Source organism: Streptomyces sp. CA-243310 (assembly GCF_050936775.1).
Lineage (GTDB): Bacteria > Actinomycetota > Actinomycetes > Streptomycetales > Streptomycetaceae > Streptomyces.
The window spans coordinates 211823-234778 of the sequence record NZ_JBNJMF010000002.1 but is presented as its reverse complement, the minus strand read 5'-3'; the positions used below and the strand labels follow the sequence as shown (position 1 = coordinate 234778).

18 protein-coding genes and 6 pseudogenes are annotated in these 22956 nt (G+C 69.4%); 12 read left to right on the top strand and 12 right to left on the bottom strand.

Annotated elements, in window-relative coordinates:
- Positions 1–286: 286 nt before the first annotated feature.
- The gene (locus ACQEVM_RS18565; protein WP_433080419.1) at positions 287–679 is read right to left on the bottom strand and encodes an ATP-binding protein; all 393 of its coding nucleotides are present in this window, start codon (positions 677–679) and stop codon (positions 287–289) included.
- Positions 680–1087: 408 nt separating this feature from the next.
- Here ACQEVM_RS18565 and ACQEVM_RS18560 point away from each other — a divergent pair, with 408 nt between their 5' ends.
- Both ACQEVM_RS18560 and zwf read left to right on the top strand, forming a co-directional pair.
- Positions 1088–1969 carry a helix-turn-helix domain-containing protein gene (locus ACQEVM_RS18560; protein ID WP_433080417.1) on the top strand — a complete coding sequence of 294 codons (882 nt, stop codon included), beginning with the start codon at positions 1088–1090 and terminating at the stop codon, positions 1967–1969.
- 314 nt (positions 1970–2283) lie between these two features.
- Positions 2284–3744 carry a glucose-6-phosphate dehydrogenase gene (zwf, locus tag ACQEVM_RS18555; RefSeq protein ID WP_433080415.1) on the top strand — a complete coding sequence of 487 codons (1461 nt, stop codon included), beginning with the start codon at positions 2284–2286 and terminating at the stop codon, positions 3742–3744.
- A gap of 108 nt (positions 3745–3852) precedes the next feature.
- Here zwf and ACQEVM_RS18550 read toward each other — a convergent pair whose 3' ends face one another.
- Together ACQEVM_RS18550 and ACQEVM_RS18545 are read right to left on the bottom strand one after the other, a co-directional pair.
- Positions 3853–4428, bottom strand: coding sequence for an AsnC family protein (locus ACQEVM_RS18550; protein ID WP_433080413.1), 576 nt, complete (start codon positions 4426–4428; stop codon positions 3853–3855).
- Between the two features lie 398 nt (positions 4429–4826).
- A complete protein-coding gene (locus tag ACQEVM_RS18545) occupies positions 4827–5087 on the bottom strand; it encodes a hypothetical protein (protein WP_433080411.1) in 261 nt (86 codons plus the stop codon).
- Between the two features lie 199 nt (positions 5088–5286).
- Between ACQEVM_RS18545 and ACQEVM_RS18540 the strand changes: the two genes are divergently transcribed.
- The gene (locus ACQEVM_RS18540; protein WP_433080409.1) at positions 5287–6357 is read left to right on the top strand and encodes a hypothetical protein; all 1071 of its coding nucleotides are present in this window, start codon (positions 5287–5289) and stop codon (positions 6355–6357) included.
- A gap of 503 nt (positions 6358–6860) precedes the next feature.
- On the opposite strand, the pseudogene ACQEVM_RS18535 reads toward ACQEVM_RS18540, so the two are convergent.
- Positions 6861–7590, bottom strand: a pseudogene (locus tag ACQEVM_RS18535) (MarR family transcriptional regulator).
- Between the two features lie 294 nt (positions 7591–7884).
- On the opposite strand from ACQEVM_RS18535, the gene ACQEVM_RS18530 reads away from it, so the two are divergent.
- Positions 7885–8937: a hypothetical protein gene (locus ACQEVM_RS18530; RefSeq protein ID WP_433080407.1), complete on the top strand. Its 1053-nt coding sequence runs from the start codon at positions 7885–7887 to the stop codon at positions 8935–8937.
- 79 nt (positions 8938–9016) lie between these two features.
- On the top strand, positions 9017–10183 hold the full coding sequence (locus tag ACQEVM_RS18525; protein WP_433080405.1) for a serine hydrolase domain-containing protein: 1167 nt from the start codon (positions 9017–9019) through the stop codon (positions 10181–10183).
- Positions 10184–10703: 520 nt separating this feature from the next.
- On the opposite strand, the gene ACQEVM_RS18520 is transcribed toward ACQEVM_RS18525, so the two are convergent.
- From ACQEVM_RS18520 to ACQEVM_RS18510, 3 genes are all read right to left on the bottom strand, one after another.
- Positions 10704–10931 carry a hypothetical protein gene (locus tag ACQEVM_RS18520; protein WP_433080403.1) on the bottom strand — a complete coding sequence of 76 codons (228 nt, stop codon included), beginning with the start codon at positions 10929–10931 and terminating at the stop codon, positions 10704–10706.
- Positions 10932–11082: 151 nt separating this feature from the next.
- Positions 11083–11388 carry a DUF2188 domain-containing protein gene (locus ACQEVM_RS18515; RefSeq protein ID WP_433080401.1) on the bottom strand — a complete coding sequence of 102 codons (306 nt, stop codon included), beginning with the start codon at positions 11386–11388 and terminating at the stop codon, positions 11083–11085.
- A gap of 800 nt (positions 11389–12188) precedes the next feature.
- Entirely contained in the window at positions 12189–12767 is a 579-nt protein-coding gene (locus ACQEVM_RS18510; RefSeq protein ID WP_433080399.1) for a TetR/AcrR family transcriptional regulator, read from the bottom strand.
- A gap of 110 nt (positions 12768–12877) precedes the next feature.
- On the opposite strand from ACQEVM_RS18510, the gene ACQEVM_RS18505 reads away from it, so the two are divergent.
- Complete coding sequence (locus tag ACQEVM_RS18505; protein WP_433080397.1) at positions 12878–13888, top strand: NADP-dependent oxidoreductase; 1011 nt, start codon at positions 12878–12880, stop codon at positions 13886–13888.
- 65 nt (positions 13889–13953) lie between these two features.
- On the opposite strand, the pseudogene ACQEVM_RS18500 reads toward ACQEVM_RS18505, so the two are convergent.
- Positions 13954–14833: pseudogene (locus ACQEVM_RS18500) on the bottom strand (alpha/beta fold hydrolase).
- An 80-nt stretch (positions 14834–14913) separates the two neighbouring features.
- Here ACQEVM_RS18500 and ACQEVM_RS18495 point away from each other — a divergent pair.
- A complete protein-coding gene (locus ACQEVM_RS18495; protein ID WP_433080395.1) occupies positions 14914–15414 on the top strand; it encodes a CGNR zinc finger domain-containing protein in 501 nt (166 codons plus the stop codon).
- Positions 15415–15599: 185 nt separating this feature from the next.
- Here ACQEVM_RS18495 and ACQEVM_RS18490 read toward each other — a convergent pair.
- Positions 15600–16506 (bottom strand): annotated as a pseudogene (locus ACQEVM_RS18490) (LysR family transcriptional regulator).
- A 128-nt stretch (positions 16507–16634) separates the two neighbouring features.
- Between ACQEVM_RS18490 and ACQEVM_RS18485 the strand changes: the two are divergent.
- Both ACQEVM_RS18485 and ACQEVM_RS18480 read left to right on the top strand, forming a co-directional pair.
- On the top strand, positions 16635–17471 hold the full coding sequence (locus ACQEVM_RS18485) for an inositol monophosphatase family protein (RefSeq protein WP_433080393.1): 837 nt from the start codon (positions 16635–16637) through the stop codon (positions 17469–17471).
- A gap of 63 nt (positions 17472–17534) precedes the next feature.
- Positions 17535–18133 (top strand): annotated as a pseudogene (locus tag ACQEVM_RS18480) (NADPH-dependent F420 reductase).
- A 366-nt stretch (positions 18134–18499) separates the two neighbouring features.
- Here the strand turns inward: ACQEVM_RS18480 and ACQEVM_RS18475 are convergent.
- The gene (locus ACQEVM_RS18475) at positions 18500–19261 is read right to left on the bottom strand and encodes a thioredoxin domain-containing protein (RefSeq protein ID WP_433080391.1); all 762 of its coding nucleotides are present in this window, start codon (positions 19259–19261) and stop codon (positions 18500–18502) included.
- A gap of 286 nt (positions 19262–19547) precedes the next feature.
- Between ACQEVM_RS18475 and ACQEVM_RS18470 the strand changes: the two are divergent.
- Together ACQEVM_RS18470 and ACQEVM_RS18465 are read left to right on the top strand one after the other, a co-directional pair.
- Positions 19548–19754, top strand: a pseudogene (locus ACQEVM_RS18470) (hypothetical protein); the annotation flags it as partial.
- A gap of 464 nt (positions 19755–20218) precedes the next feature.
- Positions 20219–20882: pseudogene (locus ACQEVM_RS18465) on the top strand (MSMEG_1061 family FMN-dependent PPOX-type flavoprotein).
- A gap of 320 nt (positions 20883–21202) precedes the next feature.
- On the opposite strand, the gene ACQEVM_RS18460 reads toward ACQEVM_RS18465, so the two are convergent.
- Complete coding sequence (locus ACQEVM_RS18460) at positions 21203–21766, bottom strand: putative immunity protein (RefSeq protein ID WP_433080389.1); 564 nt, start codon at positions 21764–21766, stop codon at positions 21203–21205.
- Positions 21767–21948: 182 nt separating this feature from the next.
- The gene (locus ACQEVM_RS18455) at positions 21949–22236 is read right to left on the bottom strand and encodes a hypothetical protein (RefSeq protein WP_433080387.1); all 288 of its coding nucleotides are present in this window, start codon (positions 22234–22236) and stop codon (positions 21949–21951) included.
- Between the two features lie 194 nt (positions 22237–22430).
- Here ACQEVM_RS18455 and ACQEVM_RS18450 point away from each other — a divergent pair, with 194 nt between their 5' ends.
- Positions 22431–22889: a lamin tail domain-containing protein gene (locus ACQEVM_RS18450; RefSeq protein WP_433080385.1), complete on the top strand. Its 459-nt coding sequence runs from the start codon at positions 22431–22433 to the stop codon at positions 22887–22889.
- Positions 22890–22956 lie beyond the last annotated feature (67 nt).

The following is a 22956-nucleotide window of genomic DNA, read 5'->3' as shown; positions in this document are numbered from 1 at the left end:
CCTCGGCAAGTCGAGGCCGCTCACGTCCGATGGCAGCGGTACCCCACCCTGCGGACCGCCCACAGTGGTCATGGTTCGCCCCGCCCGTGTCTCGCCGGCGCGCGGTGCGTCCTTCGTGCGGCGGCGAGACCCACCGCTCATTTCGGTGGCGAGTCGAGGTGATCGTGCCCGTTGACGTGCGCGGTCTGAGGGGGACAGGGGCCGGGGCCCGGCGTGACCGTGCCCGCTGAACCGAGTTCGCCGCGCGCGGTCACCACCGGGGTGCCGTGTGCATCGCACCGCGGGACTACCAGGGGAGTCGGGCGAGTACGGTCTTGCCGCCGTCGGGCCTGGGCGTGACGACGGTGTCGCGGGCGAGGTCGTTGACCATGTGCCAGCCGAACCCTCCCGTGCCGCCCACGAGGTCGGGGGTACGCAGGCGCGGCATCTTCGGGCTGGAGTCGTCGACGGCGACCTCGATGGTGCCGGGGCGGGCCGTCAGACGCAGGCGATAGGTTCCGCCGCCGTGTCGCAGGGCGTTGGTGACCAGCTCGGAGACGACCAGGACCACGGTGTCGGCGTGCTCCATGTCGACGGCGGGCTGCCCGAGGGTTTCCAGGAAGGCCCGGGTGACCCGTCGCGCCTCGGCGACGGCGGACAGGGGACGAAGAGCTGTGCGCTCGGTGCTCGTCGTGGTCATCTCGCGCTCCGGTCCTTGCTGTTGTCGATGCCCTGCCTTGCCTGCCCAGCCGTTTGTGCCCCGGACTGCGCCCCATCAACCCCTGACATGGCTCGAAAATCTCCCCCATCGAGCATGAGGAAATCTATCGCAACTGACATAGATATTGAGTGTCGGTGTCGCCGACACCTGCGGCTCTGACCCAGATGCGCAGGAAGGCCTGACCTCGTTCGAGACGGGCCGGACCCAGGGGACGAGAACCTCGTGAGGTCAACGTCGTTGAGTACCGGGACGATCGGCCGGGGCACTGCCCCATGTCAGTCCGTGGCGGTGCAGACGCGTGGATGTCCGGCGCGGGGAATCGATTCGTCACCTCGGTCATGATGTTTCGGGGACCGGATGACGGTCCGAACGGGAGGTAGAGCACCAGTGGCTGCCAAGCAGAGCCCCACCATCAGGAGAATCAGGTTGGGCGCCGAGTTGCGCCGGCTCCGCATGGCCTGCGGGCTCACAGGTGTACAGGTCGCAGATCAGTTGCTGATCTCCCAGCCCAAGATCAGCCTCATGGAGACGGGTCGTCGCGCCGCCAGTCCGCGCGATGTGCGCGATCTGTGCCGCCTTTACGGAGTCGTGGACGACCAGGTCGTCGATGCGTTGATGCGGATGGCCGGGGAATCGGGGCGCCGGGGTTGGTGGGTTGCCTACGGCGAGGTCCCCTACGCCGTCTACATCGGGTTGGAGACGGAAGCCTCTTCGATCCGCTCCTACGAGCCCCTGCTGATCCCCGGTCTCTTCCAGACCCCCGCCTATGCGGCGGCGGTCGTATCGGAAACGATTCCTCGGCCCACGTCCGAGCAGGCGAGCGCACGTCTCGAGGTGCGGATGCGCCGTCAGTACCGGGCCCACCATCCCGCCCGCAGGCTGCGCCTGTGGGTCGTACTGGACGAATCGGTACTGCACCGTGTGGTCGGCGGTTCCGACACCATGCGCGAGCAACTCGAGCATCTGAACCACCTCGGCGCGCAGTCGCACATCACCGTGCAGGTCCTCCCGTACGACGCCGGAGCCCACCCGGGAGTGTCGGGGCAGTTCTCCCTCCTGTGTTTCACCGGTGAGCCGGGTGCGGGGACGGTGTACCTCGAACGGCTCACCAGCGACCTCTACCTGGAGAAGCGAGCCGACGTGCAGCGCTACGGCGTGATGTACGACCACCTGCAGGCCCAGGCCCTCAGTCCGGAGGACAGCGCGCACCTCATCACCCACACCATCAAGGTCCACGCCGGGAGCTCCGACGCACACGCGCCCGCGTGAGGAACCCCTCCCGGCCCGTGACCCGGGCTTGAGCACGGCCGACTCCTCGACCGCAGGCGGGCGTGGCCTCGACGCCGGCGATGGCGTCGTCGGCCTTGGAAGAAACCTCCTGGTCAAACATCCGCCGGTCGCGCACGGCCGAGGCAGCGGAGCGGTGGGGTGGGGGACCGGTTTGGACGGGTCCGGGTGCCGGATCGGCCGGAGGCGCGCAAAGTGGGGCTTGAGGACGCACGGCCGCCGCCACGACGGCGGACGCGGTACAGGCCCGGGCCGTGCCGGTGCAGCGCCCAGGCGCGGACGAGTGAGGATGCCCGATGGTCCAGCCGGCCCAGTCTCCCGAGCCCCCTGAAGACCACGTCATCGTATTGTTCGGCGCCACGGGCGACCTGGCCCGGCGCAAACTGTTGCCCGGACTGTTCCACCTCGCGCGAGCCGGGCTGATGCCGCGCCGCTACCGCATCGTCGGCACCGCTCCGGCGGCGGAAGCCCTCACCGATCAGGAGTTCCGGACCCATGCGCAACAGGCCGTGGCGGAATTCGGACGTTCGCGGCCCGAGGGGCCGGATTGGGAGACGTTCGCGGCCACCCTGTCCTTCGGCGCGGCCGACACGGGAGCAGCGGACCCGCTGATGGCCGCGGTGCGCGAGGCCGAAGCGGCTCTCGGGGGCAAGCCGCGCCGGCTCTTCCACCTCGCCGTGCCTCCCATCGCGTTCACCTCGATGATCGACCTGCTCGGCACCACGGGGCTCGCCGAGGGCGGCCGGGTCATCGTGGAGAAGCCGTTCGGAACCGACCTCGCGTCCGCCCGCGCGCTCAACGCCGCCATCCACCGTGTCTTCGACGAATCACGGGTGTTCCGGATCGACCACTTCCTCGGGAAGGAGGCCGTCGACAACGTCCTCGCGCTCCGCTTCGCCAACGGTCTCTTCGAGCCGCTGTGGAACCGTGAGCACATCAGCCACGTACAGATCGACGTGCCCGAGCACATCGACATTCAGGGCCGCGCCCGCTTCTTCGAGGGCACCGGAACGTTCCGCGACATGGTCGTCACCCACCTGTTCCAGCTGCTCGGGTTCGTCGCCATGGAACCGCCGGTGGCCCTGGAGGCGGACGCGCTCCGCGACGAGCAGGTCAAGGTCTTCCAGAGCATGCGCGCCATGGACCCCGCACATGTCGTTCGCGGCCAGTACACCGGCTACCGCGACGAGCAGGGAGTGGACCCGGCATCGGACACGGAGACGTTCGTGGCGCTACGGGTCGAGATCGACAACTGGCGCTGGGCGGGGGTGCCCTTCCACCTGCGCACGGGGAAGGCCCTGGCCGAGGGCCGTCACATGGTGACGCTCGGCCTGCGCGAGCCGGTCCTGCGCATGTTCCCGCTGGACGCGCGGGCCGCTGCCGACGGCCGGAGCAACGAACTCGTCATCGACTTCGACGATCCGGGCTCCGTCACTGCCCGCCTCCTGATGAAGGAGCCGGGACCGTCGATGCAGCTGGCCGAGGCCGACATGGTGTTCAACTACGGCACCTCGTTCGCCGCGCAGAACTCGCTGGAGGGGTACGAGCACCTCCTCTTGGAGGCCATGCGGGGCAACCAGTCCCTGTTCACGCGGTCCGACGGCGTCGAACGGCTCTGGGAGGTGGCCGCCCCGCTGCTCGACGCGCCACCACCCGTGGAACCGTACGCACCCGGCAGTTGGGGGCCGGACAGCATCCAGGGCCTCGTCGCCCCGTACCGCTGGCACCTGCCCGACCGGCGGGCCGCGTCCTCGTAGCCCCGGATCACACTTCGCACCCGGCTCCACCCGACCGGGCCCGCCCGGGCAGGCCCGCGTCATCGCCCGTCGCGCCCGGAGGTGTCAGCCGTACCGTCCGGTGTTCGTTCAGGATCCGTATCGGCGGAGCCGCCTGCGTGCGGCCTGGGGGCTGATGCCGAGCCCGTCCGCGATGTCCGCGACCGGCGTCCCGTCCTGCTCCAGCCGGTGGGCCGCGGTCCTGGCGATTCGTTCGACGGTCCGCTCCAGTGCGGCGGCCGCTCGCAGCGCGGCCAACGGTGCCTGATCGGCGAGGTCCTCCAGTTCGCTGTCGATGAGTTCCAGCAGCCCCTGCACGTGCGAGGGCAGGGGAACGGCCCGGGCCCGGATGGTCGCGATGTGGAGTTGCCAGTCGCCGAGCGGTCCGTCCGGATCCAACAGGAAGGGGGTCGGCAGCCCGTCACTGACCTTGGTCCAGTCGATCGGGTACAGGTAGGAGCCGCGCCAGCCGCACGAGCAGCCCGCCTTGACGCTCTCGGCCGTCGGCGCACCGAGGGTGCCGTCGTAGTCCCACCAATCGGTGCTCGTGTGGACCTCGGACCCACTGCCGACATCGAAGACCAGCGGCGCCGGCTCATTCCCGTCCGGCAGGACGGCCGTGGGCCGGCCCTCGTGTTCATCTGCGAACTCGCTGATCTGCCACATCGGTGAGCCTCCGAAACGCCGTCGCATTCGCCGTCGACAACGACCATGGCGTACACGGGTCGACTTGCGCGGCCGGATCACGAAACCGGTCCCTGTCGGATCGGTCGGGGGTCCTGACCTTCGAGGGGCGCGAATCGTTCCCGCCGTGAATGCCGTCGGCTGTGTGGGTGAACACGGACCCGGTCCGGCGCCTGACCTCGCGTATGCCGGACGGGGGTTCGCGGCCTGTGGAGGGTCGTGCCGGTCGAGTACGGCAGGTCCGCGGCGGGCGGTCGGTGGTCGATGGCGTGGATGCCGTTCTCGTTTCGGCGGCGGTGCCCCGGCGTCGTCCGGGGCTCCCGGGACCACTGCGGTCGCGTCGGCCGAGGCGCCTGATCGTCTTGCCCGCGGGGAGTGGTTCAGCGTCGGGTGCGCCAGGTGCCGTAGAGAGCGGCGACGGCGCTGATGACTCCGGCGAAGCCGGTGTCTCCGACGACGAGGTAGATGCCCGCGCAGGTGGCCAGGAGGGCGATCAGCACGACGCTGTCACGGTTGTCGTACCGGTTCGCCTCGCGGGGTGCGGACGGCTCCTGTCGTACAGGTGCCGGGGCCGCTTCGGGGTCGGGGTCGGGTTCGGGGTCGGGTTCGGGTGACCGGGGTGTTGTCTCGGAGTGCGTCATGTCTCAAGGAGAGCGGCACTCGAGGGGGTTTCCCAGTGATCCGTACGGGCCCGCATGGACCCGGACAACACCGGTATCGGCCCACGGGTTTCCGCTCCGACCCCGGACGCTGCCGAGCGTTCGGCATCGTTCGGCGGATTCCGCGTACGTACGGCGCCGGGCCCTCTAGCGTTGGATTCAGGACAAGGGGGGTGATCCGGTGACACCTGAAGATGCCGGGGTCGAGCCGCACGACACGGCTGCCATCACTGCGTTCGAGGACGCGCTGCACGAGTTCACGGAAGAACTGAACCGGCTCCACATCGTCCACGGCGCGCCGACCTACGCGACCGTGGCCGGCGCCTCGGTGAGGCCGAGGCTGACCAAGGCCGGCCTCAACGAACTGCTCGCCGGCAAACGGTTCACCTCCCTGGAGGCGCTCCTCGAATTCGTCCGCGTGGTCACCACCCCACGGGACATGGAACCGGCCGCCGCTGCCGGATTCCGGACCGACCCGGCAACCGCGGACGGCTGGCGACGCCGCTGGCAGGACGTCAAGCTCCTCCAGCGCCAGGCCCAGCCCGCGAGCAAGCGCCTGCGCGCCACCGTGCGGCAGACCCTGGACGACGCCTCGCAGGAAGCCGAAACCCTGCGCGGGGATGCCCGCGCCGAAGCCGACCGCATTCGCGCGAGCGCGGAAACCGAAGCCGAACAACTACGGGCGCAGGCCCGGCACGACGCCGACGAACTTCTGGACCGGGCCCGGCAGGAAGCCACCCGATCTCACGGAGCACCACACGCGAGCGAGGAAGGCCCGACCGACCGGGCGGCCGGCGCCGGCTCCAACGGGCGGTCATGGGGCGCGCGCAGAGATCGCGTCCTGCGCCCGGCGTTGCGTCCGGTGGCCGCGGCGACCGCAGTGGCCGCCCTGACCCTCGCCGCGATCCTGGCGGGGGACTCCTTCACCGGGCTCGAAGGCGACTGCAAGACGGGACGGACCCAAGCCGCCGAGCAGCCCATCCACCGAGTCGCACAGGCCGGTGGCACCATGGCCGCACAGGGCGGCACCATGCAACTCGCGGCATTCGCCCACAAGCCGGAAGCCTTCATCCCCGGCCCGATCGCACCCCGCCGGGGCTTCCCCGGACCCTCCGCCAGTACCTCCCCGGATGCCTCACCGGTCCCGAGCATCTCACCGACTCCGAGCCCCGACCCCACACCATCCCCCTCACCAACACCAACAGCCCCCGACAAGCCCGACTCATGCGCTCCGCAGGCACATGCCCGATAGCCGCGGCGAACGGCATCCGCGACCCCAACTCCCCTCTGGGGATGGGCATCGCGGGTTGCCAAGTCGCCGGCCTGGTGTACGCCGGCCGCTGGTACCGAGCACCCGGCGGGCGGAGACGTGTCCGGTCGTCGTCAGCCTCCGACCGACCCCGCACCGGGAGTTCCCGGCCGCAGTGCCACCCTGTACCGGTGGAGGGCGACCACCGGCTCATCACACTCGCCGGCACCAGAAGCGCCGAATCCGACACCGACCCGGCCGCCTTCGAAGAGTTCGCCCTCAAGGGCGCCCATCCCGTCGTCGCCGCCTGATCGCGAGAGCGGGCCCCTCTCGCAGGCCGGATCACACACCGCTGCATGGACCGCCTCAGCCGCGCCGCGATGAGCCGTCCCATGGTCACCAAGGCACTGTGCGACGTGATGTCGCCGGCCGAGCCCCCGACCCGCCTCTTCCGCCTGGCCACCCTGTGGGGAACACAGGAGCCCGGGACCGCTCCCGTCAACTCCTCAGTACGACGTGCCGCGCCTGGCGGCATCGGCCTGCCGCCATTCCTCGGCCGCCTGGATCATGGCCCGGCCCACATGCTCGAAGAAGTGGCCGAGGTCCTGCATCCGGGTGCCGGCGGGTGTCGCGGCGCCGAGGACCTCGGCGCCGTGAAGGGCGAAGTCGGCGAGCGTGGTGTTCTGCCGGGCGCTGGCCATCCAGCCGCGGAACCAGGCGTCGGCGTCGATGACGTACAAGTCGCGTCGGCGGCCGGTGTCGCGTTTCGCGCCTGATGAGTTCCTGCTGTTCGAGTTCGCCCACGGCCTTGGAGACGGAGGCGGGGCTGACCCGGAGGCGCTGAGCGAGTTCGGTGGCGGTCAGGCTGCCACCATCGGTGACGTACAGACAGGTCAGTACGCGGGCGGTCATCCGGGGGAGCCCCGTACCGACCATCATCGCCGTGAACTGTGCCTCCAGTTCGAGGACGGCCTCCGGGTCGCGTCCGTGTACGCCGCTCTCGGCCTGTGAGGGGGGTGGCGTCGGGGTCTGGTGGCGCCGACGGGCCCGCCCTGCGGTCGCGCGATGCGCCGCGTCGGCCCGGTAGGCGGCAGGGCCGCCGTTGCGGGCCACCTCTCGGGTGACGGTGGAGATGGGCCTGTCCAGGCGGCCGGCGATGTCGGTGTAGGTGAGTCCTTCCCTGAGCCCCTCCGCGATCCCCCGTCGCTCTGCGTGGGTCAGTCTGCCTCCGGGCATCGGCGTCGCCTCCGTGTCTGGTCCGAATGTGTCCGGTCCGAGCGTGTCGGGCCCGAGTGTGCGGCCAGTATTGCGTTCGCGGTCAGGTCATTGCAAACCCTTCGAGATTGCATTTGCCTTCGACTCCATAGTCATTGCAAGAGTTTCGCTCAACCACCTGCCTGTTTAACGAACTTGCTCGCTTTTTGATTGACCAAATGGTGAAAGCAATTTAGCTTTTAGTGATCCGCGAACGAGCGGTGCATACCGGGTAGCCGCGTAGGCGGGCTGCTCGTCGCCCTGATCGGAGCTTTCATGGCCACCTTCCTCACCCCCGTTCGTACCTGGGACCGTGCGCTGGTGGTCTGTGCCGCCCTCATGCTCGGCCTGGTGCTCGTCTCGGGCGTCGGCACCGTCGTCGACGGACGGATGCTGCTGGATGAGTCGGTGTGGGTGAAGCCGCTCAAGTTCGCCTTTGCCTTCGGCCTGTACGCCGCCACACTGGCCTGGCTGTTGACCAAGCTGACCAGGGGCAGACGACTGGGACATTGGCTGGGTACCGTCTTCGCGGTCGCCGCCACGGTCGAAGTGGGCGCCATCACCGTCCAGGCGGCGCGCGGAACCTTCAGCCACTTCAACGCGGATCAGACCGACCCGGTCACCCTGGCCCTGGTCCCCCTCCTCACCTTCGGCGTGATGGTCATCGTCATCGCCCAGTTGATCCTTGCGATCGTCGTCCTGACCCAGCGCACCGGGGGAGCGGCGCTGAACCGCGCCATCCGCTCCGGCCTCGCACTCGCCACCTTCGGCATGGTCGTGCCGGTCTTCTGGATGGTCACCGAGATCCACTCCCGGGCGGTGACCGACGCCAACGGCCACTCCGTGCGGATGTACCAGGGCCACGGCATCGGAGACCCGGACGGTCACGGCATGCCCCTCACGAACTGGAGTGTGACCGGCGGCGACTTCCGGGTACCGCACTTCTTCGCCCTGCACGGCATCCAGGTGCTCCTCCTGATCACCGTGGTACTGGCCGCACTCGCCGCCGAGCACGTCTGGCTGCGCGACGAGAAGGTGCGGGCCCGCCTGGTCGGCAGTGCCGCGCTCGGCTACACGGGCCTGGTCGCGGTGGTGACCTGGCAGGCGTGGCGCGGACAGTCCCTGGTCCACCCGGATGCCGCCACCCTCCTCACCCTTGCCGCGGTGCTGGTTCTCGCGGTGGCGACCACCGCAAGGGTGATCGCCACCGCGAAGCGCGCCACGCCGGAGCGTGCCACTGCCAAGCGCGCCACGCCGGAGCGCGCCACGGCCGGGCCTTTCACCGTCGAACCGGCCGACGATCCCGAGCCTTCCCGACCGGCGTGCTGACGCCGCCGCCCCACCCCGACGACCGGAACTCCGGAACTCCCGAACTCCCGAACTCCCGAACTCCCGAAAGGAAACCGACATGACCACGCCCTTCTCCAACGAGTCGACCACGACCGCGCAGGGTGCACCAACGGCCCCCGCGACAACCGCGGACCGCTCCGCGATGCAGTGCGCCCTGAGCGACGCCGTGACCCGGGGCGGCGCTCCCGGCATGGTCGTCGAGGTCCGTGACGACCGCGGCAGGTGGTTCGGTTCGGCGGGCGTCTCCGACACCGGGACCGGGCGCGAACGCCGGCCTTCCGAGCGGTTCCGGATCGGGAGTACGACGAAGACGTTCACCGCCGCGCTGGTCCTGCGACTGGCGGCCGAAGGCAAGCTGGGCCTTGACGACACGATGGAGCGGTGGCTGCCCGGGCTGGTGGCGGACAACGGCCATGACGGCCGTGCGATCACCATCCGGCAGCTGCTCAACCACACCAGCGGCATCTTCAACTACGGCAACGACCCGGAGTTCTTCAAAAGGGGCATCGGCGCGGCCTGGTTCCGGCACCGCTACGACACCTACGCCCCCGAGCAGCTGATCAGGATCGGCCTGGCCACCCCACCGGCCTTCGCCCCGGGAGACGCCTTCCTCTACTCCAACACCAACTACTTCCTGGCCGCCCTGATCGTCGAGAAGGCCACAGGCATAACGTTCGCGCAAGCGCTCACCCGGTGGCTCGTCCAGCCCTTGAAGCTGACCGGCACTTACCTGCCCGGCGCGGAACCGACGATCCGAGGGCCGCACCCGCGGCACTACTCCACACTCTTCTCCTCCGACGCCCGGCCCGAAGTCCATGACGCGACTGAGATGAACCAGTCCTTCGCGTGGGCGGCAGGCGGCATCATCTCGACCACCGGCGACCTCCAGCGCTTCTTCGGCGCTCTCCTCAAAGGCCACCTGCTGCCCGCCGAGCAGCAGCAGGAGATGTTCACCACCGTCGACACCACAGGCCCCGTCCCGTGGATCCCGAGTACCCGGTACGGACTGGGCGTGTTCGCCCAGAAACTGCCGACCGGGGTCACGGTCTGGGGCAACGCCGGTGCGACGTACGGCTCGTGGACCTACGCCGTGGGCACCCGTGACGGCGGGCGCCTGCTGACGAGCCAGGTCAACGGTGATTGGAGCGGCCTCGCCGTCTTCGACGACATCCTCACCACCGAGTTCGGCACGGCTGCCGAAGGAGCGAGTTCTCCAAGGACGTAGCGGGCAGGCGGAGACACACGGCCGACGGGTCGGTGACCGCCGCGAGTACATCGGATGGCACCGGCATCCTTCCGGCGACAAGACTGCGCCGGTGAGCACCCAGCCACCACCGACGGACCCACTGCTCCAGCCGGTACGGGACCCCCGGGCCGCCTTGGAGGAACACGTCCTCGCCGAGCGTCGTGCCACCCTCGGCCCGGCCGGGTCCATCGACATGGTGCGGGCGGCCTTCGATGCCGTCAACCCGCTCCTTCGCCCACCGTCCGCGGCAGAGGCGCCGGCCGCCGGCGTCGGCGGGGCGCAGCCCGAAGGCGGACTCGCCCGGCTGTGGGAGAACAGCCTGCGCGCACCGTTCCCTGACGGCTTCCGCGGTGTGGACTTCGAGGCGTGGACCTGCAGTTGCCCGGCTGCTGCCCGTGGCTCGCCCACCATTGCGCGACGAAGGCCGGTGCCCGCAGGTTCCGAGTCCCCGACCGCGCGCTCCGGGACCGGGATCATGCTCCGCGCAGCGCTTCGTCGGTCAGGCGGCCGTCTGGCGCCGGGGCTCCTTCCGCGTCTTCACCCCGCCGACGATGAGCGCCAACCCCAGGGCGACGATGCCGAGGTAGGCGGCGGACGGAAGGTCGACGATCTTGTGCAACCAGCCCCACTCCGTGCCGAAGAAGGTCTGCGAGGCAAAGCTGACAAGCCCCTGGGCTCCTACGACGTAGCCGATGCTTTCGATGGTGTATCCGATGGTTGTTCGCACGGACCAACCTTCTCGCGACGGTTCCGCGAGATCGTCATCCGCAGGGCCGAACTCCCGGTAGGCCAAACGATGCAGCGCGTGCGGAAGAGGTGCAAGCCCGCCGCGCGCAGTGGGTGGTCGGCGTGCTCCGAGGCCCCGGTTCGGCGCGCCCTCACTTGCTCTGGAAGATGCCTCCGGGTTCGCCTGCCTTGCGGCCACGCTCGTCGGGGGGTGCCGCGGGGGCATCTCCGTAGGTGTATGCGGAGCGGATGTGTCCGTCGCGGGCGTGGACGACGACCTGTGCGGGCTGGTGCTCCTTGGCGTGGCGGCGTGCGGCCTCGACCGCATCCTTCTGCGTACGGTGTGGCTCGTGCAGGAGTCGACGTCCTTCTCTGCCTTCCACCTGCCATTTCACGCCCGCAGCCGCCGCGCGCTCGCTGGACGGTGAGACGTGGTAGACGGTCCGTTTCGCTGCCATGGTCCTTCTCCTTGCCCGTCAAGCGGACTTCGTGGCCGGCCTGTCGTGCCTCGTCGAAGTCGCCCTTCGGTTTCGTGCCCGACGGCCCGGCCCGCGCCGTTGGCCCCACCACGTGATGCTTGCGGAGGTCGGAGCACACACAGGGAGGCTCTGTGCGCAGCGAGCACGGAATCCGTGCCACTCTGCGGCCACCATGAGTGGTTGGGTGGTGGCACGCAGTCCTCGGCAGACCGGGTCGGCCTTCAGGGAGTATTCCCGCCCACCCCGTCCCGGACACCAGATCGGGTCGGCGGCTGCCGTCAGGGCAAGACCATCTCGCCGGGGCGTCCTGGGCTGTCGGCCCACGGCCGTCGTGGGGTCGTGGGGTGGCGTGCGGGCCCGTATCGGAGTTCTCTGCGCGATCTCCGTACAGATGAGCAAGATCGCGGGGCCGGCCGCCGGAGGGCGGGACGATCTGCCCCCTGAGCCGGCTATGGAGCCGAATCCTCGACCGCCATCGGCCCCCGGTGGGGTGACGGCGCGAGGTACTGCCGGGGCTCGATGAACCTCTGTGCCCCGTAAGCCCAGCGGTGCCCGCTCTGGTCGGAATGGCGTCTTCGTGGGGTCCGCGGCGTCTGAATCATGGCGGGGGTCCCACCTCCTTGGGGACACGGCAGCATCGCCTCAGGGGTGGCGGCACCCCTCCGCCTCCCGCGAACGGCTCGGCAGCCGACTCGCCACGTGCCCGCCCTCGCTCGGCGCCGAACCCGCCCCTGCCGAGCGTCCGGCCGAGGCCGCCGGTCCGGGTGCGGCCATGTCGGTCATCGCCCCGAGGGTGGCGTTCGGCTGCTGTCTGCGCTCGTCAGAATCGCGCTCGCGACGACCTCGAAGAGGCGGTCGGAGCGCGGCGCGAGTGAGGGTTGATCGCCGAGCCAAGCGAGCATGGCCACCAGCGCGAACAAGTCGGCGCCATCGACATCGCTCCGCGCCGTGCCCGCGGCCTGGGCGCGGGTGAGGAGTCGCGCACCGGCTGCGCGCAGGGTGACGCACGAAGCGTGGAGTGCGGATTCGGGGTCCTCGATGGCGGCTGCCATCAGATCGGTGACGCCCCGAAACTCGGTTGTCCATGCGACGCAGTCGCGTAGCCACGCGACGAGAGCGTCTTCAGGCGAGCTCGACGTCTCGAGCTCGCCCGCCTGCGCCGTCAGTTTGTCGAAGCTCGTGCGGAGCAGGGCATCGAGCAGTGCCTCGCGCGTCGGGAAGTGCCGCAGCAGCGTCGCCAGCCCGACGTCGGCCCTGCGGGCGATGTCGCGCAGCGACATGTCGACGCCGTGCTCGGTGATGGCGGTGCCCGCTACTGCGAGCAGGTGGTCGCGGTTCTTCCTGGCGTCGGCGCGCATCTGCCCCTCTTGACTATCCGGATCAGTGGTCCATATATTCGGATCAGTGGTCCACTTATATGGACCACTGATCCGAATAATCGTATCCCGTAGTACGACAGGAGAAGACGATGTCGACCCGAACGATGAGGGCCATCCGGATCCACGAGCACGGCGGTCCGGAAGTTCTGCGATACGACGAGGTGCCGATTCCTGGTCCGGGGCCGGGCGAGGTGCTCGTCCGCGTTCACGCGGCCGGCGTCAATCCGCCTGACTGGTACCTGCGCAACGGGCTGACCAGGATGCCCGGGAAGACGGGGTCGGCGGTCAGTCTGCCGGTGATTCCGGGGACGGACGTGTCGGGCGTCGTCGAGGCCATCGCCGCGGACGTGGACGACCTCGCCGTAGGTGACGAAGTCTTCGGCCTGCTGCGCTTTCCCGGCTTCGACGGCAGCACGTACGCCGAGTATGTGGCCGCGCCCGCGTTGGACCTCGCACGCAAGCCCGCCGGCATCGATCACGTCCACGCGGCCGGGGCGCCCATGGCCGGGCTCACCGCATGGCAGTTCCTGATCGAGCTCGGACATGATCATCCCTCGCCCTTCCAGGAATCACGGCATCGGCCGACGGTGATCGATGCCGACACGACGGTACTCGTCAACGGTGCCGCGGGCGGAGTGGGGCACTTCGCACTCCAGCTGGCGAAGTGGAGGGGCGCACATGTCATCGCGGTGGCATCGGGCGCGCACGAATCGTTCCTGAACAAGCTCGGCGCCGACCGGTTCATCGACTACACCAAGAGTCGTCCCGAGGAACTCGTGCACGACATCGATCTCGTGCTCGACACCGTCGGCGGCCCGGACAGCAAACGCTTCCTGCGCACCCTCAAGCGCGGCGGCGCCCAGTTCCCCGTGCTCCCCGGGGACTTCGACCAAGAGGAGACCGCCAGGTTGGGTGTCACCGTCTCCAGTGCCCAGGTCCGCTCGAACGCCGCGCAACTCGCCGAACTGGGCCGCCTGATCGACGCGGGCACGCTCCACGTAGCGATCGACAGCACGTTCGCCCTCGCGGATGCCCGGGCGGCGCACGAGCGCGCCGCCCGAGGACACATCCAAGGAAAGATCGTACTCACGGTTGCCTGAGGACGGGCGCCGCGCGTTGCCGGTACGGCCGGTTTGTCGCCACGAGCCGTGGACCTGTTGCGATATCAACCTGCTGGTGCGTCGAGCACGCGCGGCCGGAACCGGATGATGGCCGAGGCGACGGCCTCAAGGTGGCTCTCCAAGAGGAAGTGACCCCCGTCGAGCAGGTGGATCTCCGCGCTCGGAGCGTCGCGGCGGAACGCCTCCGCGCCGGCCGGCGCGAAGATCTCGTCGTTGCGGCCCCAGATCGCGAGGACGGGGACACGGCTCGACCGCAGCCAGTCGTGCACCGCCGGATAGAGGGCGCGGTTGCTGGAGTAGTCGCCGAACAGGGCGAGTTGGGCGCGGTCGACGCCAGGTCGGGCAAGCAGGGTCAGGTCGTGCTCCCAGGCGTCGGGATCGATCAGGCTGGGGTCGGGTACACCGTGGGTGTACTGCCACTCGACGGCTTCCCGGCCCAGGGCGGGCCTCAGGCGCGCTTCGTTCTCCGGGCCGCGGTGCGCGCCGTAGGCCCAGACGGGTTCCCAGAAGGCCGGCACGAACCCTTCCTCATAGGCGTTGCCGTTCTGGGAGACGACGGCGAGGACCGCTTCCGGGTCCGCCAGTGCGAGTCGCCATCCGACGGGTGCGCCGTAGTCCTGTACGTAGATCGCGTAGCGGTGCACGCCGAGGCCGGCCAGGAAGCCGCGGGTCACTTCGGCGAGGGCGTCGAAGGTGTAGGGGAAGTCGGTCACGCTGGGGTGCCGATGAGCGACCGAAGCCGATGTGGTCGGGGGCGATCACCCGATAGTGACCGGCCAGTGCCGGGATCAGGTGCCGGAACATGTGGGAACTCGTCGGATAGCCATGCAGCAGCAGGAGGACAGGAGCGTCCGAAGGGCCTGCCTCCCGGTAGAAGACGGTCAAGCCGTCGACGTCCACGGTCCGGTGATGAACAGCAACCACAGTAACCCCTTAAAGTGAGTTAAACGGTTAGGCTATGCTGATCATGCCAGAAGGGCAGGGCATGTCAAGGAGAGTGAGTCGTGGTCGAGGATGAGGAACTGCTCCTCACCGTTCTCAACAGCGCGCCGGTGGTCGACGGGCTGCCCACGGACGCCCTGAATGAGCCGGGGGCGGAGGGCTGGCTGCGAGCGCTCGGGGGTAGCGGCGCGAAAGAAGAACGCGACCGCCTGCGCCATGTGCGTGACGCGCTGCACCTGCTGATTCGGGGGACGTCCTCCGATGTCAGCAGCCTTGCCTCCGCGCTCGACCGGGCGCGGCTCCGTCCTGCCGTCTCGCCCGCGGGCGTGTCCTGGCAACTGGAGACGGCGCCTGATGAGGAGGTTGTGGTCCGTGTGGTCCTTGCGTGGTCGCGCGTCGCCACGGAACTGCCGGGACGGCTGCGGGCCTGCGCGAACGAGGAATGCAACCTGTTTCTCGTCGATCACAGCCGACCCGGGACCGCCCGGTGGTGTTCCATGGCGGTCTGTGGCAACCGAATGAAGGCGCGAACCCACGCGCGCAAGGGGCGCTTCGCGGAGTGATCGCCCGAGCGGACCGAACTACGGCCATCACCGGCGTGACACGGCCACTCGGTACGGCCCTTCCGTACCGTACCGAGTGGGCTGTGGACACCGGGGTCCGGCGGCCTAACGCGGATCCGCGCAGCGGTCGCCGTGAGGAGTCACGGCGACCGCGTGGTTGTGCCGGTGGGGCGGCCGGACAACTCCTATGAGGTTCCGCAGTCGGCCAGTGCGGCCCGCGCCAACCCGCGCAGCCAGGCGTGCGCGTGGTCGGTGTCATAGCGCTGATGCCATGACAGGTATATCGGTGCCGAGGGAAGTTCGAGCGGGAGCGGGAGCACGGCCAGGCCGAGATCGGCGACCGCGGACCGCGTCGTGGCCTCGGGGACGCTGACCAGGAGATCGGAACCGCGAGCGAACTCCAACGCCGCCGGCCTCCGTCGGCGCGGTCGCCACCACGCGGCGGGTGAGGTTGAGCCGGGCGAGAGCGTCGTCCAGGGCGTTGCCGAAGTTTCCACGACGCGAGACGGTGACGTGCTCGGCGGCGGCGTACTGCTTCGTGGTGACGGTCCTGACGCGGGTGAGGGGGTGACCCTGCCTCACGACGACGACGAGGTGGGTCTCGCCCACCTTCTCGGCGCGGATGTCCGGTGCGCTCGGGCGGTTGGCATTGGCCTCCAGATCGACTTCCCCGCGCCGCAACTCGGGTGTGTCGATGCTCGATTCCGCCACGAAACGCAATCGGACGCCCGGTGCCTGTCCGCGTACGGCCGCGAGCAGTGCGGGGCCGCCCAGGGCGACCAGGGAATCGTGCCAACGGAGGGTGAAGGCGCGCTCCAACGTTGCCAGATCGAGTTCACGGCTCGGTGCGAGCACCCCCTGGACCTGGTGCAGCAGCTCGTGCACCTGTTCCCGGACGGCGATGGCATACGGAGTCGGGGTCATCGTGCGCCCGGTGCGCACGAGGATCTGATCCCCGGTCGTGCGCCGGATTCGGCCCAGGCTTCGACTCATCGCCGGGGCGGTGACATGCAGGCGGGCGGCCGCCCCGGCCACGCTGCCCTCCTCCAGCAACGCGTCGAGCGCGGCGAGCAGATTCAAGTCCAATTGCATGCGAGTAATCCTAGCCGTGCTTTACATGCAGTTGAAGTTAATCGAGGGGCTCTATACCTTCGAAACCAGGAGCGCAGGACGGAACGCCCGCCGGCCTCATCACCCCTTCTCACAACGGGAGTACCACCATGTCCGAAACGCTTCAGACCACTGACGTCGCCGAGGTCGCCACTGCCGTCGCCTCCGATGCCTACCTGCTCGATGAGACCGTGAGCGCCGTGCGCGTGGCCGGTTCGGCGTTGCTCGAACGCTTCGGCGGGGTGGTCAGCCACCAGAGCCGCGAGGAGTTGATGCGTGGGCTCGCCGCGAATGACGACACGGCCCTCGACATCCTGCGGCCCCGTCTCACGAGCCTTCGCCCGGAGGCCGGTTGGGTGGAGGACGAGCTGGACGGCGGGGCGTTGCCGCCCGGTGAGTGGTGGGTCGTGGACCCGGCCGAGGGCAATGTCAACCACCTGCACGGCCTGCCGGACTGGGCGGTGACCGCCACCCTCGTGCGTGAGAACCAGCCGGTGCTCACCGTGGTCCATCTGCCGTTGACCGGCGAGACCTACACCGCGCTCGCCGGCGCCGGCGCGCACCTCGACGGCCGGCCGCTGCGCGTCTCCCCGGCCGCGGACCTCGGCCTGGGCATCGTGGCCACCAGCCAGGCCCGGCCCGACGAGGACGAGGCGGTCGTACGACGCGTCGGATCCTCGATCACCGCGATGCTCCTCGACGCGCTCGTCGTCCGCACCTCCGTACCCGCGACCCTGCACCTGGTGAACGTGGCCGCCGGCCGGATCGACGCCTTCTGGCAGTTCGCCGGCGCCCGCGCGGACCTGCTCCCCGGGGCCCTGCTCGTCACCGAGGCGGGCGGACGGATCACCGACATCGAGGGCCGCCCCTGGACCCCGCAGAGCGAGACCTTCCTCGCCGCCACACCCGGCATCCACACCCAGGCCGCCGCCACCCTCTCCCGCTGACCACACCCCACACCCCACACCCCCGCACCCCGCACCCCACACCCCGCAAGGAAGCAGAACATCATGGCCACGATCGCAGTACTCGGAAACGGCCGCGTCGGCGGCAACCTCGCCACCGCCCTCACCCGGGCCGGGCACGAGGTGACCGCCGCGGACCGCACCCCGGGCGCCGCCGCCTCCGCCGCCCGGACAGCCCGGATCGTCATCAACGCCACCCCGGGCGCCGGCTCCCTGGAACGCCTCACCGCCCTGCGCGCGCGGAACTGCGGGACAAGATCCTCATCGACGTCTCCAACGCCACCGTCGACGGACCGGACGGACTGCCCACCGACCTGATCCACCCCGGCTCAAGCCTCGCCGAACAACTCCAGGAAGCACTCCCCGAAACGCACGTCGTCAAGACACTCAACACCATGCTCTTCCCCGTCATGACCACGCCGACCATGCTCACCCAGACACCAACCGCCTTCCTCTCCGGCGAGGACCCGCAGGCCAAACATGCCGTCCGCGAACTCCTCACCGACCTCGGCTGGCACAAGGAATGGATCACCGACCTCGGCGGCATCCACACAGCCCGCGCCACCGAGGCAGCGATCCTCTTCGTCCCGCACGTCATCCGATCCAACGGATTCACGCCCTTCGCCATCTCCATCGCCCGCTGAGACGCACACGGCACACCACGGTCGGCGGGCCCGCATCCGGAGCGAACACCGCAGCGCGGCCCGAGCCGGAGATTCAGTGCCGGACGGCGACTACCGGCCCGTTGCCTGGGAGCCGTCAGCCTCGCACCGAGCGGGACGGCGACGTGGCTGGAGCGGGCCGGCAGCACCGGCCGCGACAGGATGTCCCGCCAGGGCAAGCGGCACACACGCGGGCCCCGCCCGGTTCCGGGCACGGCCGTAGGCCCGTGACGCCGGGGCACCCAGGACGCGAACACGGAGAGAAGGACGCCCGTTGGATCCCTTCGCGTCAGGACGGGACGCACCCGGACCCTCCCCGCCGACCTGACGGTCGACGGGGCCGCGCCCCTAGACCCGGCGCCTCCGCAACACCTCGGGGGCCCTTTCGACCGCGGTCAGCACACCCGTCAGGACTTCCTCGTCGAAAAGGTCGTCGTAGAGTTCACCGGTGAGCATCGTGGTGTTGATGGTGACGGAGGGCGTGCCCGGTCCGAGCGGATCCTCCCCGGTCTGCTGGAACGCCGTCAGTGAAGCGGTCACGAAGTCGCTGTACTTCATCGTCGACACCGCGGTGTCGAAGGCCTGGCTCCGCAAACCCGGCACCTCGTCCGCAAGGCGCAGCAGACGCTGCGTGGTGTAGCCGTCGGACGCCTCCGCCTCTTCCTGGTCTTCCATCAGCACGGCGTGGAACTCGGTGAACTTCTGCGCATCGAGAGCCGCCCGCAGGGCGTTGACCGCGCGCTTGGATCCGTCACCACCGAGGCGGTCGTCCTTGAACGAAGCAAATACGTACTCCGTCCTTGTCCGCCTCTGGATGGTGTGCGTACGGATCGCTTTGGCGCCACTCGACTCGAAGTCCGCGACAACCGGGCAACGCGGGTCCTCGTAGAGCCGGACAACCATCTTGGCGTTCGGGTCCCCCACCATGATCGTCGTGCCGTCCGCCGACAGTGCCTCCGGCAGTTCCGTGGCGTCCACGTACGCCTTTGGCGCGGGCTCGGCGGCGGGGCTCAAGCCCGCCAACGCGTCCGCACCGTAAGTGACCGCAGCGACCGCGAGCACCCCCCACACGGCCGCATAGGCCAGCGTTCTGACATGTTTGACCTGCATTCGACTTCCTCCCCCTGGTGAATGCGCACACTCTAGTGGGGTTGATCCGGCCAGATCTGGTGCGGGTACGCCGCGACGACATGGCAGAAACCCATCCATGCCGTTTGTGCCGCATCAGGCATCGTTTGCCCGCCCTGCCGGAGACAAATGGCGGGCTGAGGTGCGCGGTCTCCGCGTAACCTGCCTCGCTGTGGACATGAGACGTGCTGATCGACAACTCCGCCTGACCACCGAAACCACGCAGGTGGCCGCAGCTCTTCGCATCGCAGTGTGACTTCGCGGAGGATGGGCCATGGACTTCCTCCTCGGCGAGGTCACACGAGACCATGAGGGCATCGACTGGTTCGCCTGGACACACGATGCCGAGGTCCTGACGGAAGGTCTGCTGACACAGTCTCGACGGACCAAGGATGCCGAGGACATCACCCGGCTGGAGGCGGCCCTCGACGCAGTGGGCAACGCATCGCGCGCCGGCTGCCGGCGGTCAGGCTGACACCACGAAACCCTGCCTCACGTGTCCACCGGCGGTTCGGTGCCACCAACTCTCGACGGGAGCGTCTTGTCGAGCTTGGTGACAGACACGACATCAGCAACGCAGGGAAAGGGTGTTGGCCGAGCCTGACGCGCTGGTCGCAGCCGAATCCCGGGCTCTGGCGCACAACCGGTTCGACCACGACCACCCCTCGTGGCGATCAGGCCCGAGCGGGTGATCCACGGCGTGGCCATGGAGCTGAACCGTCCCGTTCTTGTTCGTGATGGGCAGGGGCCCTCCGCGATCCTGCCGCCAGGGGACCCCACCCGGCCCGGGCGGCGCCCCCTGACTGCCCGGGACATCGCGCACCGTTCACACCCGCTGCCCGCCCGCGCGGCATCTGGTGGCCCTCGCGCAGGTCGACAGAGTCCAGGCCCGAGACCTCGACGTCCTCGTGCGCAGGGCGGCCCGTTAGGGTCGAAGGCATGACAACAACGCCCCACGCCAGTAGCGCCTTTGACATGCTCCGTCTCGATGCGGTGGCCGACGAGGAGGCGCTGCGCCGGGTCTACGACCCACCCAGCGGCGCGTCCGTGCGCAAGCAGATGACGGAAACTCACCGAGCAGACGCGACGGTTGGTCGCCTGTTCATCGCTGGTTCTGATCGCCAGTGCGGACGTCGAGGGCAACTGTGATGTCTCCCCGCGCGGCGGCCCCGCGGGGTTCGTCGCGGTCTTGGACGCACGGACGCTGGCGATACCGGACGCGACCGGCAACAAGCGGCTGGACACCCTGCACAACGTCATCGCCACCGGGCGGGCCGGGCTGCTGTTCGTCATCCCCGGGCGCACCACGACGCTCAGGGTGAACGGCCGGGCTTGCGTCTCCACCCGCCCGGAGCTGCTGTCGCAGCTGACCGCCGTGGGCAAACCACCGGCCAGCGCACTGGTGGTGGGGATCGAGGAGGTCTACCCGCACTGCCCCAAGTCGCTGCTGCGCAGCGCGGCCTGGAAGCCGCAGGAGTGGCTGCCGGCGGACGCCCAACCGGCTTCGGCCGAGGTGACACTGGCCCAACTGCGCATGCCGGAGTTGACGATCGCCGACATCGAGCAGGCGGAGGCGGACTCGCTGAAGTACCGGTACGAGTAACCGGAGACGGAGAGCCGACCACCACCCGCAGTATCTGAGGCCGCGAGCGCGTAACGAGGCCCTTCACCCCCATCGGGCTGGACCGTCCCACTGCGATCAGTCGACGGATCCAGGTGCACCCGCGCGGCCCGGCGGCGAGGTGCTGCCGCCCATTTGATGCCGCGGTGAGCCCACTTCCGAGCGATGGGCGAAAGGCGCAGGAAACGCGGAGCCCCCTCGCTGGAACGGTGAGGGCGTCTCGTGCCGTATTGGGCGCACGTCCCCGGCCGCCTGTTCGAGCCGGGGACGTCGTCACCTCCGGGGGAGAAGCCGTACCCGGGTCATGCGTCCAAACCGGGCAGGCAGAATCCGTCAGGCCCGTCAGGCCCGTCACAGTCGAAGACCGACCAGCAGATCTCGTTCCGCAACCGCTGGTCATCCAGGACGAGTTCACGAATCGCATCCGGGAGCTGTGCTCGCTGCCAACGGCACTCGATCCGGCCGACGTTCTCGCCCTCCGGTCGAGGAACCGTCGCACGCACGGCCTTGATCGCGTAGGCCGCGGCGCCGAGTTCGTGTGCGGCGACATGCGCCACCACTGCCGCCTGGCCGGCCGCGTATGCGGCGTGACGACCCGCTCCGCTCAACTCCCTGGCCGCAGCCATGGCATGGCCACCTGCCGCTCGGGACTGGGACATGTTGATCTCGCCGCCCGCCCACGCCCGAATCTGCTCGATCGCCGTGCGGGGACGCGGGTCCGAAGGCCGCTCCGACTCGAAGAGGTGCAGAACGTGCTCCGCGCACGCGGCGGCCCACAGGGCCAGGAGCCGGTGGTCGGAGTCCGTGAGCGTCCCCCCACGGCGGATGGTGATGAAGCGGGGATCGCGGTCTTTGGGGAGGATCATGGGATTCCAAAGGGTCGACGGTGTGCGTCGGGAGAGCGCATCCCCCGTCGCCATGTGACAACAGAGTGTGTGACAGCAGAGCCGGCCGCCCGCGCGACCGTACGTCCGAACCGCGGCGGGAGCTCGCCGTCGGTGGGCAACAACAGCGCCGGGCGGGGGCTCGCAGCCGTGCCCCGGGTCGATCAGGGGGCTGGGGCACGGGTGACGGCGTCGCCACCCAAGCCGGCCGCGATGAACAGCAGCCCGTAAAGCTCCTGTTCGTCGATGGCGCGTCGCCACAATCGTTCCGAAGAGCGCTCTTCGTGCCCCTGTGCGAAGAATTCCGCAGAACGACCGTTACGGAATTTGTTGCTCCGGTTGGGTTGCGAAGGGATGAGTGCGCCCGGTGGTGCGCCGGGGTGCATTGATCGACCGGACCATGCGGGCCTTGGGTGGGTGTAACGGTCAGTGAATGTCAGGGGCACGATCATGTGGAGTGTGTGTAGGGCGCAGGCGAGGGTGACGGGAATGTCCGTGGTCGGTAACCGGCCACGTCGGGGGCTGCGGTGGGTCGAGTGGCGGGTCGAGAGTGTGGGTCATCGGCCCATCGACGGGCCGGGCACCCGAATCCGGTACGTGATTCGTATCGGCGGGTGAAGGCCTGTTCTTGAGGGGACATCACTTCATGTCTGCTTCGTCGAACGTTCGTCGTGTCGCCGCGACCGTCCTCGCCGCCGGTGCCATCGTCTCCGCCGCCGCGCTTCCCGCGACGGCAGCGGACCGGGGCCACCAGCAACCGCGGGTGGAGATCAGCCGGGTCCAGGCCGACAGCCCCGGACGCGACGACCACTCCAACCGCTCCCTGAACAACGAGTGGGTCGAGATCCGCAACACCACCCGCCAGCCCGTCAACCTCCGCGGCTGGACCCTGCGCGACGCCGACGGCAACCGCTACCGCTTCCACGACATCCGCATCGCCGGCCGCGGCACCATCCGCGTCCACACCGGGACCGGCCGCGACTCCCGCACCGACGTCTTCCAGGGCAAGCGCGAATACATCTGGGGCAACCGCGCCGACACCGCCACCCTGCGCGACGACCGCGGCCGCACCGTCGACACCGAGTCCTGGGGCCGCCGCCGCTAACCAGGTCCACGGCTGCCGCCCGTGAAGGGGCGGCAGCCGAAGCCGCAATGACCGTGTGCCGGGCAGC

What these genes read in the sequence shown, in the direction of transcription:
- zwf (WP_433080415.1), top strand. Translation starts at nt 2,284, where the DNA reads ATGGTCCAGCCGGCCCAGTCTCCCGAGCCCCCTGAAGACCACGTCATC.
- ACQEVM_RS18460 (WP_433080389.1), bottom strand. Translation starts at nt 21,766, where the DNA reads ATGATCCTCCCCAAAGACCGCGATCCCCGCTTCATCACCATCCGCCGT.
- ACQEVM_RS18475 (WP_433080391.1), bottom strand. Translation starts at nt 19,261, where the DNA reads ATGCAGGTCAAACATGTCAGAACGCTGGCCTATGCGGCCGTGTGGGGG.
- ACQEVM_RS18545 (WP_433080411.1), bottom strand. Translation starts at nt 5,087, where the DNA reads ATGACGCACTCCGAGACAACACCCCGGTCACCCGAACCCGACCCCGAA.
- ACQEVM_RS18450 (WP_433080385.1), top strand. Translation starts at nt 22,431, where the DNA reads ATGTCTGCTTCGTCGAACGTTCGTCGTGTCGCCGCGACCGTCCTCGCC.
- ACQEVM_RS18510 (WP_433080399.1), bottom strand. Translation starts at nt 12,767, where the DNA reads ATGCGCGCCGACGCCAGGAAGAACCGCGACCACCTGCTCGCAGTAGCG.
- ACQEVM_RS18455 (WP_433080387.1), bottom strand. Translation starts at nt 22,236, where the DNA reads ATGATCGTGCCCCTGACATTCACTGACCGTTACACCCACCCAAGGCCC.
- ACQEVM_RS18530 (WP_433080407.1), top strand. Translation starts at nt 7,885, where the DNA reads ATGGCCACCTTCCTCACCCCCGTTCGTACCTGGGACCGTGCGCTGGTG.
- ACQEVM_RS18505 (WP_433080397.1), top strand. Translation starts at nt 12,878, where the DNA reads ATGTCGACCCGAACGATGAGGGCCATCCGGATCCACGAGCACGGCGGT.
- ACQEVM_RS18525 (WP_433080405.1), top strand. Translation starts at nt 9,017, where the DNA reads ATGACCACGCCCTTCTCCAACGAGTCGACCACGACCGCGCAGGGTGCA.
- ACQEVM_RS18550 (WP_433080413.1), bottom strand. Translation starts at nt 4,428, where the DNA reads ATGTGGCAGATCAGCGAGTTCGCAGATGAACACGAGGGCCGGCCCACG.
- ACQEVM_RS18515 (WP_433080401.1), bottom strand. Translation starts at nt 11,388, where the DNA reads ATGGCAGCGAAACGGACCGTCTACCACGTCTCACCGTCCAGCGAGCGC.
- ACQEVM_RS18565 (WP_433080419.1), bottom strand. Translation starts at nt 679, where the DNA reads ATGACCACGACGAGCACCGAGCGCACAGCTCTTCGTCCCCTGTCCGCC.
- ACQEVM_RS18485 (WP_433080393.1), top strand. Translation starts at nt 16,635, where the DNA reads ATGTCCGAAACGCTTCAGACCACTGACGTCGCCGAGGTCGCCACTGCC.